Origin of the sequence: Mesorhizobium sp. M7A.F.Ca.US.011.01.1.1 (assembly GCF_003998295.1) — a bacterium.
In the GTDB taxonomy this organism is placed as follows: domain Bacteria; phylum Pseudomonadota; class Alphaproteobacteria; order Rhizobiales; family Rhizobiaceae; genus Mesorhizobium.
Window position 1 is genome coordinate 237,997 of the sequence record NZ_RZRT01000001.1, and the last position, 12,598, is coordinate 250,594.

Here is a 12,598-nt window from a genome sequence, read left to right on the forward strand (position 1 = left end):
CTCAGATCGATGACATCGGTCGATCAACGGCCGAAACGGCCCGCCGCGAAAGGTGCGAGCCGCGCTGGATCGCCGCGTCCGCCGATCAAATCGGCGACCAGCCGCGCGGTGATCGGAGCCAGCGTCAGGCCGAGATGGCCGTGCCCGAAAGCATGGATTACGCGGGAGCTGCCGCGCGAAGCGCCGATGACCGGCCTGGAATCCGGCAGGGACGGCCGGCAGCCGAGCCATTGCGAGGCAGGCGAGCCGAGCCCGGGAAAAATTTGCCTGGCGCCACGGTCAAGCAGCGCCAGCCGGCGCGGATTTGGCGGCGCGACCAGGCCCCCGAGTTCGACGGTGCCGGCGACCCGCAAGCGGCCAGCCATCGGCGTCAGGTAGAAACCAAGATCGACGGGACAGACAGGCCGGTTGAGCAGCGGCGCGTCGGTGTGGAATTCCAGATGATAGCCGCGCTCGGTCTCGAGCGGAATCCTGTCGCCGGCCTGCGCGGCCAGTGCGCGTGACCGTGCACCGGCGGCGATCACCACCGTGCCAGCCTTGATGCGAACGCCGGGGCCGCTGAGCTGGACACCGTCAGCTCCGACCTGCAGCCCGGTGATCTCAGCCTGCTTCACCGATGCACCACGGGCGCTCACCGCGCCCAGCAACCGCCGCATCACCATTGCCGGATCGGTGACATTGATCGAGTCGGGAAAATACACGCCATGCGCTGCTGTCGCCGGCAGGCCCGGCTCAAGTGCCGCCACCTCTTCCGGAGTCAGCACCTCTTGGTGGATGCCAAACCCAGCGCGCATTGCCCGGCCGCCGGCGCCAGCGGCAAAATCGCTCTCGCGGCGATAGAGGTAAAGACAGCCATTGCGGCGCAGCAGATCGTCCAGATCGGCCTCCCCAGCCATTTCCTCCCAGGCCGGGAGGGCGTCGGCCAGCAGTCCGGCGAGCGCCAGCGCATTGGCCCGGGTGGCCGCCGGCAGCGATTGCCGCATGAACCGAACGAGCCATGGCGCCAGCTGCAGCAGCGCCGGCCAGCGCAGCGAAAACGGGCTGTCGGGATCAAGCAGCAGCTTTGGCAACGCCCGCAGCACCGCAGGAGTGCCGACCGGCATGCAGGCATATTCGGCGATCGTTCCGGCATTGCCGAACGACGCGCCGGAGCCCGGCTCGTTTGGATCGATGAGCAGGACTTCGCGGCCGTCCGCGACAAGGCGAAGTGCCGTCGCCAGCCCGACAACTCCGGCGCCGACAATGGCGATTTCGACCGTTTCAGAAGCAGCCACTGTGGATCTTCCCGATTGACCTTAAAATCCCGTACCGATCATGTGGTCTCTTGGTTCGGGGTCACGGTCCAGTCTTGATCCCTGGAATCGAATAGGCCAGATCTTTCCGCGCCTCACGCGACAGGCGTCCAGATCACGTCCTCGATCTTCTGCGCGCCGGTTGCCAGCATGACGAGGCGGTCGAAGCCGAGCGCGATGCCGCTGGCCGGCGGCATGATGGCAAGGGCGGCAAGAAAATCCTCGTCCAGCGGATAGCGCTCGCCATAGATGCGCTGTTTCTCGTCCATCTCGATGACGAAGCGCCGGCGCTGCTCCTCGGCATCGGTCAGTTCGCCAAAGCCGTTGGCGAGTTCGACGCCGCAGCAATAGAGTTCGAAGCGCTCGGCGACGCGCGGGTCGCTCGGGCTCGGCCGGGCCAGCGCCGCCTCGGCCAGCGGATATTCGCACAGGATGGTCGCGCACCCCTGTCCGAGGAACGGCTCGATCTTTTCCACCATCACCCGGCTGAACAGGTCGGCCCAGCTGTCGTCGGGCGCGGTACGCATGCCGGCCCGGATCAAGGCGGCGTACAGCGCGTCGCGATCGGTGCTGCCGTCGGCGGCGACCGTTGCCAGCAGATCGATGCCGGCGTAGCGAGTGAAGGCGTCCGCGACGCTCAGCCGTTCCGGCTCGGCGAACGGATCGCAGTCGCGGCCCCGAAACGAGAAAAGAGTAGCCCCTGCCCTTGTCGCGGCCAGCGCCAGGAAGGCCGCGCAATCCTGCATCAGGCTTTCATAGGCTTCGCCCACCCGATACCATTCCAGCATGGTGAATTCGGGATGGTGCAAGCGGCCGCGCTCGCGGTTGCGGTAGACCGGACCGAAGCTGAAAATCCTGACTTCACCGGCGGCGAGCAGCTTCTTGCAGGCGAATTCCGGCGAGGTGTGGAGATAGAGCGGCAACCGTGCGCCGTCCGGTCCGACCACTTGCGTGGCGAAAGCCGCCAGATGCGCCTCGTTGCCGGGCGAGACCTGCAGGGCCGCCGTCTCCACCTCGACGAAATCATGGGCAGCGAACCAGTCGCGCAGGCTGGCGGCGATGGCGTTGCGCAGCATCAGCCGCGGGCGGCGGTCGGCATGAACGTCAGGCGTCCACCAGGGCGAAGCTTCGGTCATGCGGCTCGGAACATGGTGGAAGGGGGCTGGCGGCGGCGGCCAAGATGCGGTAGGCCCCCATCCAGCGCCGCACAAGCCGGCAAACGCCAGTCAACTCTTCTTGCAGGATATAAAACCGTGGTGAAAGTCATCGCCAGTTCGCTCCGCAAAGGCAACGTCGTCGAAAAGGACGGCAAGCTTTATGTGATCCTCTTTGCCGAAAACATCCACCCAGGCAAGGGCACGCCGGTGACGCAGCTCGATATGCGCCGCATCGGCGACGGGGTAAAGGTTTCGGAGCGCTACCGCACCACCGAACAGGTTGAGCGCGCCTATGTGGAAGAGCGCGAGCACACCTTCCTCTATCGCGACGGCGAAGGCTTTCATTTCATGAACCCGGAAAGCTACGACCAAGTGGCGGTGTCGGAAGCCGTGGTCGGCGACATGGCGCCTTACCTGCTGGAAGGCATGGCCGTGCAGGTGTCGCAGTTCAACGGCATTGCCATTTCCCTGGTGCTGCCGCAGCGCGCCACCTTCGAAGTGGTGGAAACCGAGCCGACGACCAAGGGCCAGACGGCCTCGTCGTCCTACAAGCCGGCCGTACTGTCCAACGGCGTGCGCACCCTGGTCCCCCCGCACATCGCGCCGGGCACCCGCGTGGTGGTGATGACGGCCGACGGGGCTTATGTGGAGCGGGCGAAGGACTGAGGGAAGCGACTTTTAGCTTCACGGATAGCGGGCGAAGGCGGTTATTCCTCAGCGATCGCTTCGCGCCATACGCGACCCTTAGGGTCATCGAATAGCCGCCGTGGGCCGGGAGCGGACTGGCAGCTACCAGGAGGCATCTGGCCGAAGCCGCCCTTCCGACCGCATCACCGACTGCCGAAAGCTGGCCACTGAAGCTCAGTCCATCAGGGATACTTAAGAGCTGACGCACGTCCCCTGATCTCCAACAGCCGGTGGATAAACGCGGCGAGCTGCAATACGGAACGAATGAGCAGCATTCATTGTATGTGCTCGAGCTGCTTCCGAAGCCATTCCTGGACTGCCGGGCCGTAGGTGATTTTTGAGATTGCAGCATCGTTCCGCTGTTTTGTCGGCTTTATCCGGTCCAGCGCAATGCCGCGCGAGGCAAACTCCTTCATCAAATGGGTGGTTCGCTCCATCAATTGCTTGATGCCTTCCCGTGGGACCTTCAGCGGTGGATCCACGTGGAAAGACAATAACGTTAAGAGTGTCGTTACGTCCCAAAGGCCGATTACGTCATCATCTTTCCAGGTATGCATGTAAGGCTTGCGCCGGTACTCCTGCTCCCAAAACTCCGAACGCCGCATTTGCTTTGGGTTTTCGTGAATAGGTACAAACTCAGAGAAATCGACAGAAACATCTAATGGCTCTATTCCCACTGACGAACGAGCCCAGCGCGAAACAAGACGACGAAGTAATTCGAGTGCGACAGAATTTTCAGCAACTCCAGGGCCATGAATGACCAATATTGGAAATGTCACTTGCCCGTTAACGTTGGTGGCGTGACGTTCTGTCAGAAAGACAGCTGCATCAATGTTAGAATACCTCGGTTCACCGCTATCAGTTTGCCTTCTGAATTCCGTTTGAACAATGTAGGTAACAATTGCGGGATCATACTCAACGAAATCCTCGTTGATGAGGACGAGTAGACGAAGGCGAATGTCTTCATTCTTCTTTTCGTAATTCGCAATCTGTCCGTTGGCCTTCTTCATGTGGGTTACAATGGCTCTGCCAAGCCGGTCACCTAGACTCTTGCGAAGCGCTCCGCGTTCATCCTCCGGCAAGTTCTTTAAGATCGCTTCCACCGGCCACTGACCAAAAAACTGAGGCCAGCTTTCGCCTTCCTTTGCTGGGGCAATGGCGTTTGAAAGTCGTTCGGAGGGGTCGCTCTCTAAGCTCTTAATCTCAATCACCAGAGCGCCACCTAAACATGCGTAGTCGGGGCGCATTTCCCTGTCGCCTTCCAAATCCAAGGAACGGCCTGACATCTTTGCTTCAAGAAACAAAGTGAAGCGCGGCGTGATAGGTTCTGGCCCGCCGTTCCGTTCAATCCATTTGTGAGGGCCTGCCGATGACCGTCCTTGATCTCTCGCGACTCCCATATCCTTCCACCTTCGGTTAATGCTCAACACGGTATCGAATTCACCCTTGTTGTAGTGTCCCGCGCCCTAGCTTTGCTCGGGAACCAAGAACATCGACACCTTGGGCCTAATCAGGACATCACGTCGCCCAAACAGAATGTCTTCTCGGAGCGAATGTCATTGCCACTGTGATCGGCTATTCTAACCTTATCGCGACAGGCCTGGACCATCATTTCAGGGCCGGGGGCGAACGACGCGAGGCTGCCATTTGGTGTTAAACAGTTCGTCTACCTTGCGCGAATTTTCAGCCAGATCAGCGTCCTCTCGCCACTTCTCGGTTAGAGGCAGCAAAGCGTCGACGGGTGCTGGTGTGTTGATATTGTCGACGATGACATACCAGCGATCACGCTTCGAATCGTATTTGTGCTTATGGCCGATGGCCGCTGCGGCCATTCTGATTTTTTCATCAAGGGCCCTACAAACCAGATAGGTAAGGCCGCCCGTTTCCGTCAAAACCGAAAACGACTTCATTTCCTTGCCAGCCGCCACTTCTTTTCGGATCACCTGTACGGTCTTGGAGAGGTCTGTCAGCGAGTTGTAGGAAAAATCGTAGAGGTCAATGACGATCGACGCCAGCTCTGGTCGTGCTGTCCTCAAGCTCTTGAACAAGTCGGAAATAACCGGAATATCCAGCCTATCGAGGATGCTTATCGGCCGAACCGGCTTTATGCCCACATCCTGGGGCATCATAAAATCTTCAACGATTCCAGCGAAATCCTTATCGAGCGTCATGAAGTCATATTCGGAGTCCATGGCTAGCTTATATTTCAAATGATAGCCAAGAAAATTGTATTCGCTATCTGACTGCATCTTGTCGAATACGTCCGATCGGCACTTCAGGTAGTAGAGAAATTCAATCGGCGTCGGCAACATCCGAGCTACGCAATCGAGAACGCCTAGATCCCAGATGACAGGTGCGATCCTTTCGCTGCGTTTCAGCATAATGTTGGAAAGGAACGTCGCAGCAGGAAATTCATCGCTTAATACGACCGCGGGAAATGTCCGCACCGTTGGAGGGAACATCAACGGTTTCCCATCCTTGGTTTTGCATTCCGATCCGGCCTGGATTAGCTCGGCAAACTCATAAGCTTGGCGGTATGGGTCTTGGATCGCACCTTTGAAATCCTTCGCTAGTGCCTCTTCATCGCCCGCTCTGGCATTCAGTGTTACGCGCTTAGATTTCGCTTGCACCACAATCACGAACTCGCCGTACACCACGAGCGCGTCGGCTTCCCCGGCTGTTTTCTTTTTGCTCGGCTGGATCGTCACATTCTCAAAAACGTTGGCCGCACCGAACACAGACCGAAACAAGGCGGCCGCTGTTCGCTCAAGAAAAGCACCACGATGCTTAGCCAGCGTGTCGAGATATGTATCATCGACCAGCATCCAGTAGGTCGGGCTTTCGTAGACGCTCTCAGATAGCCGGTAAGCGTTGGGTGCATAGAGATGCTGACCAATATCGATCAACGGGGCGAGATTGACTTGATTTACGACAAACGCAGACATGAAGGCCGCATTAGCGTTTGTGCCGGGTGTGGCGAACTTAGCGATGAAGGCGTTCGCTTTGCTGGCCCCGAATTTCTTGACCAGATCAGCTTTGGCGATCAAGAGACTGTCGGTCAGGTTTGCCTTGCTCGGAACAATTCCCTCTTTTTTCATGGCATTGATTGATGACATCTGTCGCGAGACACACTCCATAATGAACCGCGCGATTTCAACCATTGGACGTGCCGACAGTCCAGCATTGCGGATCAGCCATTCGAAATCATTGCGGTATCTGTCGCGGCTAAAGCGCTCTAGTTGGTGAAGAAAGAAGCTGTCTGCACCGTAGTAAATGGCTTCCCGGGCAGCAGCACCAAGCGTCTTCTCGGCCTCTGCCGGATTGTCGAAATCCGGCAGAGAATCTAGGGTCAGCCGGTCGTGGAATTCCCGTAAAAGTTTGTCCGCTGTTCCCTCAAAATCGGTTTCTGAAACGACAACGGAGTACGTGCGATCCGATGGCGACTGGACCATCAACCCTAGCAAGAGCATGAACTCGTTGCTGTTTAGCTTTGTCGTGGACCAGCGTTTTTCCGGGTCGTCAGCGACCTTACCCTCTTGCAGATCGATTGCGACGACCCAATCGCGATACATAATGACAGAGATGTCATGCAAGGCACCGTCGTTCTGCGCCAACGCGCGCAGGTCCGCAAAAATGCTTTGCAGGTCACGCGCTTTCGGGCGTTCGGCCTTTTCCACGTCGGTATCCACTAGATCACACAAATTTCTGATTGAAGTAACTCAGCAGAATACAGCGATTCACCTTCCATCATATACAGACATAAGTTGCCTGCTTCCGCCGCCGGCCGGGCTCTATGGCTTTTGCCACCGAACCCGCTTGCGGTTTCGACCCATGCGAGTGACGATCCCTGGCGGACGTCCGACACCAACCCGTCCGTACGGGCATGGCAGTTCTGGCTGCCGGCGAGATCGTCAGTGTGGTAGCCGGCGATGTCCGTTTCCGGGCAATCGCAAAATTGAACTCTACGACCGACATGGGGCGCAAAGCCACCATTCGGCCGTGAACTCGCCTATGTCCGCTTCGGGTCAAATGCGACCGTTCCCATAGGTCGCTTTTTGTTCGCTTAAGCCAGTTCGGCAAGCAGAATGGGCGCCAGGCCTACCGGCACGCCACCATCCTCACCCGACCTGCTTTCCCCGCCTCGCTTTGACGGCGGCGCCAGCCCGCGTCTCCAGCACCTTCTCCACCTGCCGTTTCAACTCGTCCTTGATGTCAGCCGTCTCGTTCATCAGGACATCGATCTTCAGGAAATCGAGCACGCGGTATTTCGACACCGCCGGGCGGACCAGGATGTCGGGACGGCATTGTTTCAGCTTGTTGGCGATAATCGACTGCATCATCAGTTGGGTGGCGCCGTCAGGCCGGTTGAGGTCAATGCGCGTTTCTGGCGTTGACCGAAAACGACCAAGCGCCGCGCTATTTTTCACGAAGCGTGTCGCAAAGCGCCCGCGCATTCCGTCCTTTGACCAAAGAAGGAGAACGCCATGCGAAAACTTATCGTCACCGAATTCATCAGCGTCGATGGCATTGCCGAGGTCGAGAAGCTGCCCAGCGTGACCTGGAACGACGAGATGAACAGGTTCAAGGAGGACGAGCTTGCCGACAGCGGCGCCATGCTTTTGGGGCGCACGACCTATGAGATTTTTGCCGGCTCATGGCCCACGGAAACCGGAGATTTTGCCGACCGGTTCAACGCGCTGCCGAAATATGTCGCCTCGACCAGCCTGAAGGCGCTCGACTGGAAGCCGGCCGAGTTGCTGAAGGGACCGCTGCCGGATGCGGTCAGGACGCTGAAGCAAGGCAGCGGCGGCAACATCTATGTGCACGGCAGCCTGAGCGTCGCGCAGGAATTGCTGCGCCATGGCCTGGTCGATCGCGTCAGGCTGCTCAGCTATCCCGGCGCCGTCGGCCAGGGCAAGCCGCTATTCCCAGTTGGCGAACCGGTGTCGCTCGAACTGATTTCCGCCAAGCCATTCAACAACGGCGTGGTGGCGCTGGAGTATGCGCCAGTGGCGGCGAAATCGTAAATCGGTTGGAGCCTCTTTCCTTCCAGATCGAGTCGGGAAGATGCATCCTCACCCGACCTGCTTTCCCCGCCTCCTCTTGATGGCGGCGCTATTCTTCGCCTCCACCACCCTCTCCACCTGCCGCTTCAGCTCGTCCTTGATATCCGCCGTCTCGTTCATCAAGGCGTCGATCTTCAAAAAATCGAGGACGCGGTATCTCGACACTGCCGGGCGGACCAGGATGTCGGGGCGGCATTGTCTCAGCTTGTTGGCGATGATCGACTGCATCATCAGCTGCGTGGCGCCGAACATCAGGTCGACGGAGGTCGGCTGCTTGCGATCGACTTCCTCCGGCGCGCCGACGACGTCGACGCCGATGATGATGTCGGCGTCGTTTTCGATCAGGTCGAACGGCACGGGGTTGTAGATGCCGCCGTCGATCAGCAGCCTGCCGTCACGCGTCACCGGGCGGAACACGGCGGGGATGGCTGCTGATGCCGCCAGCGCCGAGTGCAGGTCGCCGTCTTCGAAGACGGCCAGCTTGTGGCCGAAATAGTCGGTCGCCGTCACCTTCAGCGGGATTTTCAGCTCGGCGAAGGTTTCGGGGATGGCCTCGGGCAGAAAGGCCTTCAGGATGCGCTCGACGTTGAACTGGCTGACGCGGATGCCGTTCTGCATGGCTTCGGCGATGGTGCCCGGCCGCGCCCGCCACATGCGGCTCGCCACCTCGGCGCGGCGGCCAAGGATCGAGCGGGCGTAGTGGTGGATATCCTTGCCGGTCATGCCCGATGCCATGCCGGCGCCCATGATGGCGCCGATCGACGAGCCGGCAATCGCCACCGGCTTGATGCCCAACTCGTCCAGCGCCTCGATGACATGGATATGCGCCAGCCCGCGCGCGCCGCCGCCGCCGAAGGCTATGCCGAAGCTAGGCGCCATTTTGAGTGACTCCTGCCCCGTTTCCGGCCTGTGGCGGAGACCGCCAATTGGCGAGATCAGCGCCGCCCCTCACCTGCCTACCGGCATCCTCTCCCCGTATAGTGACGGGGAGAGGGGTGCTGTCATCGCCGATTTCGCCAATTACCGGCGTCACAAAGTAGGCGCCGAGGTTGCGGCCAGCCTCCTTCTCCCCGTCACTATACGGGGAGAAGTGCCCGGCAGGGCGATGAGGGGCAGCGCCGGCGCCCCAAAAATGGCGGCCGGCTCTCATCCCTTGCCGGCTCCGGCCAGTTTCGGGCCGATGACCATGATGGTCGGTTCGGCGGTCAGCAGCTTTTTCGCCGCCGCCTTGACCTGGTCGAGCGTCACCGCGTTGATGTAGCCGGCGCGGCGTTGCATGTAGTCGATGCCGAGATCGTCGAGCTGCAGTTCGACCAGCGTCGAGGCGATGGCACTCGAAGAGTCCAGATTGTTGATGGCGTAGGCGCCGATCATGTATTTCTTGGTCGCCGCCAGCTCCGCCTCGGTCGGGCCTTGCTCTGCCAGTTGCTTGACGACGTCGCGGACGATGCCAAGCGTTTCGGCCGCGCGGTCGGAGCGGGTGCCGGTGCTGACGATCAGCGCGCTGGCGTGGTCCTGGTTGATCAGCGAGGAGTTGACGCTGTAGGCCAGCCCGCGCTTTTCGCGCACCTCCTGGAACAGGCGTGAGGTGAAGGTGCCGCCGCCGAGGATCTCGTTCATCAGCACGGCGGGGAAGAAATCCGCCGCTTTGCGCTTCACGCCGGGAAAAGCGAGCTGCAGCGAGGTCTGCGGCAGGTCGTAATCGACCTCGATATGCTGCGCCAGCTTCGGGTCGATATCGGCCACCGGCCTCAGCGCCTGGTTTTGCGGCAGGTCGCCGAACACCATGTCGAGCTTCTTCTTCAGCGTCTCCGCGTCGATGGCGCCGACGACGGCAACATGCAGGCCGCCGCGGGCGAACACCGCTTTGTGCAAGGCTTTGAGATCATCGGGCGTGATGGCGGCGATGCTTTCCTTGGTGCCCTGGTCGGAGCGGGAATAGGGATGATCGCCATAGAGGGCGCGCGCCCATTTGTTCTGCGCCACCGTGTCGGGATCATTCTCGCCGGCGATGATGCCGGACAGGATCTGGGAGCGAATGCGGTCGATCGGCAGCTGGTCGAAGCGCGGCTCGTTGACCGCCAGCCGCAACAGATCGAATGCCTGGTCGCCCTGCTCGGCCAGCATGCGCATGGAGCCGTAGATGCCGTCGCGGCTCTCGTCGAAACTCATCTCGGCGCCGGCATCGTCGAGTTTGATCTGGAAATCTTCACTGTCGAGCGGGCCGGCGCCTTCGTCGAACAGGCCGGTCATCAGATTGGCCAGTCCCTCCTTGCCCGGCGGATCCTGCGTCGAGCCACCGCCGAAGACGAAGCGGATGGCAACAACCGGCACGGAATAGTCCTCGACCAGCCAGGCGGTGATGCCCTTTGGCGAGGTGACGGACTGGATGTCCATGGCCCGCGCGGTGAGTGCCGGTAGGATGAGGAAGAGGATGGAAAGGAGTAACGTGAGCAGCGGGGCGATGGCGCGCCTTGGGGCAGTCGCTTCAGACAAATGATAGCTTCCAATTTGTATTCCAGACGAACGATCGCCGAAGTCGGCGCCGCCCCTCATCGCCCTGCCGGGCACTTCTCCCCGTATAGTGACGGGGAGAACGAGGCTGGCCGCGACCTCGGCGCCTGTCTTGCAACCATGGTGATTGGCGAAACCGGCGATGACAGCACCCCTCTCCCCGTCACTATACGGGGAGAGGATGCCGGCAGGCAGGTGAGGGGCAGCGCCAACGCTCAATCTCGACATCAAATCAATTCCCCGCCTGTTGCTGCGGCAAGAGATAGCCGGTGGTCGACCGGGCAAGCACCAGGTAGCGCGCGGCGACGGCCTTGACCTCGTCTGTCGTGACCTTGCGGATGCGGTCCGTCCACTGCTGGACGTCCTGCACATTGCCGCCGGTGGCCAGCGTCGAGCCGTAGATGTTGGCCATGGAATCCTGCTTGTCGCGGGCAAAAATCATCGACCTGACATAGCGGTCCTTGGCCTTCTCCAGCTCCGATGGCGTGACGCCATCCTTGACGATGCGCACCACTTCGGCATCGACCGCCGCTTCGACGTCGGAAATCTTGGCATCCCCGCGCGGCGCGCCATAGACGGTGAAGTTGGTGTCGTCGAGCATGGTGCCCTGGAAAAAGGCGCCGGCGCTGGATGCGATACCTTGCTGGACGACGAGCGCCTGGTAGAGCCGGCTGCGATTGCCGCCGCCGAGGATCTCCGCCAAGAGGTCGAGCGCTTCCGCCTCGCCCGGCTTGCCTGTGTGATAGGACGGCACCACCCATTGGGTGGAAAAGCTCGGCACGCTGACGCGGGCATCGGCGAGCGTCACCGTGCGCTTGGTGTTCTGCTCCGGCTCCACCGGGCGGATGCGCGGCGGCAGATCGGGGCCGCGCGCCACCTTGCCATAGGTCTTTTCGGCCAGCGCCCGCACCGTGTCCGGTTCGACATCGCCGGCGACGATCAGCACCGCGTTGTTGGGCCGGTAATATTTGTCATAGAAGGCGACAGCGTCGGCGCGGTTCAGCTGCTGCATCTCCTGCATCCAGCCGATGACCGGGATGCGATAGGGCTGGTTCTGCCACAGCGTCGCATCGACCTCCTCGTCCAGCACGGCCTCGGGGCTGTTGTCGATGCGCGAGCGGCGCTCCTCGAGGATGACATCGCGCTCGGTCTTGATCACATCGTCGGTGAGAATGAGATTGCGCATGCGATCGGCCTCGAAGCTCATCATCAGCTCGAGCGCCGACGGCGCCGCCGTCTCGTGGAAGGCGGTGTAGTCGTAAGAGGTGAAGGCGTTGTTGGAGCCGCCGATATCGGAGATGGCGCGGTCGAACTCGCCCGCCGCATGGTTGGTCGTCGCCTTGAACATCAGATGTTCGAAGAAATGCGCAATGCCGGATTTGCCGGGCGGCTCGTCGGCGCTGCCGATCTTGTACCAGACCATATGGGTGACGATCGGCGCACGGTGGTCGGGAATGACGACCACCTCCATGCCGTTGTCGAGCAGGAAATCCGTGACCTTGAACTCGGCCGGAACCGTGTTGGGCAAGACGGGGCTCTCGGCCAGCACCGGGCTGGTCATGACAAAAGCCAAAGAGGTCGCCAACAGCGTTCCACGCAGCCATTCAGCCTGAAATGTCATCGATGGCTCCGGTTCTGTCTGCAGACGATAGGCAAGGTACTGGCGACAAGCAAAGTTAATTGTTGGTCATTTTAGAGGCAGTGCTCGGTTCCTCGCCCCCGTGAAGCGGGGGAGAGGTGGCTCGGCGAAGCCGAGACGGAGAGGGGGTCTGCGCCGACGAGCCGAGGAAAAGCTGGCCTGACCGTCTCGAAAGCCGTCGAAGACTACAGTTTCGCACAACCGGTTCCCCCCCCCCCCCCCCCCCCCCCCCCCCCCCCCCCC

Annotated in this window: 9 protein-coding genes and 1 pseudogene; 2 read left to right on the forward strand and 8 right to left on the reverse strand. The window is 60.7% G+C overall.

What is annotated here, in order from left to right; translation table 11 throughout:
• Positions 1-23 precede the first annotated feature (23 nt).
• Positions 24-1,274, reverse strand: a complete 1,251-nt coding sequence (locus tag EOA13_RS01180; protein ID WP_127289000.1) for an FAD-dependent oxidoreductase — start codon at positions 1,272-1,274, stop codon at positions 24-26.
• A gap of 113 nt (positions 1,275-1,387) precedes the next feature.
• Positions 1,388-2,428: an EF-P lysine aminoacylase EpmA gene (gene epmA / locus EOA13_RS01185; protein WP_127289002.1), complete on the reverse strand. Its 1,041-nt coding sequence runs from the start codon at positions 2,426-2,428 to the stop codon at positions 1,388-1,390.
• Between the two features lie 117 nt (positions 2,429-2,545).
• Between epmA and efp the strand changes: the two genes are divergently transcribed.
• Entirely contained in the window at positions 2,546-3,115 is a 570-nt protein-coding gene (gene efp / locus EOA13_RS01190; protein WP_127289004.1) for an elongation factor P, read from the forward strand.
• A 296-nt stretch (positions 3,116-3,411) separates the two neighbouring features.
• On the opposite strand, the gene EOA13_RS01195 is transcribed toward efp, so the two are convergent.
• The 3 genes and pseudogenes from EOA13_RS01195 to EOA13_RS01205 form a co-directional block, all read right to left on the reverse strand.
• Positions 3,412-4,422 (reverse strand): hypothetical protein, encoded by a 1,011-nt coding sequence (locus EOA13_RS01195; RefSeq protein WP_127289006.1) that lies wholly within the window; start codon positions 4,420-4,422, stop codon positions 3,412-3,414.
• A gap of 327 nt (positions 4,423-4,749) precedes the next feature.
• Positions 4,750-6,813, reverse strand: coding sequence for a nuclease-related domain-containing protein (locus tag EOA13_RS01200; protein WP_206535253.1), 2,064 nt, complete (start codon positions 6,811-6,813; stop codon positions 4,750-4,752).
• Between the two features lie 441 nt (positions 6,814-7,254).
• Positions 7,255-7,491, reverse strand: a pseudogene (locus tag EOA13_RS01205) (patatin-like phospholipase family protein); the annotation flags it as partial.
• A 129-nt stretch (positions 7,492-7,620) separates the two neighbouring features.
• On the opposite strand from EOA13_RS01205, the gene EOA13_RS01210 reads away from it, so the two are divergent.
• Entirely contained in the window at positions 7,621-8,163 is a 543-nt protein-coding gene (locus EOA13_RS01210) for a dihydrofolate reductase family protein (RefSeq protein WP_127289008.1), read from the forward strand.
• A gap of 48 nt (positions 8,164-8,211) precedes the next feature.
• Here the strand turns inward: EOA13_RS01210 and EOA13_RS01215 are convergent, their stop codons facing one another.
• The 3 genes from EOA13_RS01215 to EOA13_RS01235 all read right to left on the reverse strand — a co-directional run bounded on the left by EOA13_RS01215 (position 8,212) and on the right by EOA13_RS01235 (position 12,337).
• The gene (locus EOA13_RS01215) at positions 8,212-9,081 is read right to left on the reverse strand and encodes a patatin-like phospholipase family protein (protein WP_127289010.1); all 870 of its coding nucleotides are present in this window, start codon (positions 9,079-9,081) and stop codon (positions 8,212-8,214) included.
• Between the two features lie 267 nt (positions 9,082-9,348).
• Positions 9,349-10,698 carry a pitrilysin family protein gene (locus EOA13_RS01225; RefSeq protein ID WP_245490280.1) on the reverse strand — a complete coding sequence of 450 codons (1,350 nt, stop codon included), beginning with the start codon at positions 10,696-10,698 and terminating at the stop codon, positions 9,349-9,351.
• 250 nt (positions 10,699-10,948) lie between these two features.
• Positions 10,949-12,337 (reverse strand): pitrilysin family protein, encoded by a 1,389-nt coding sequence (locus EOA13_RS01235; protein WP_127289012.1) that lies wholly within the window; start codon positions 12,335-12,337, stop codon positions 10,949-10,951.
• Positions 12,338-12,598 lie beyond the last annotated feature (261 nt).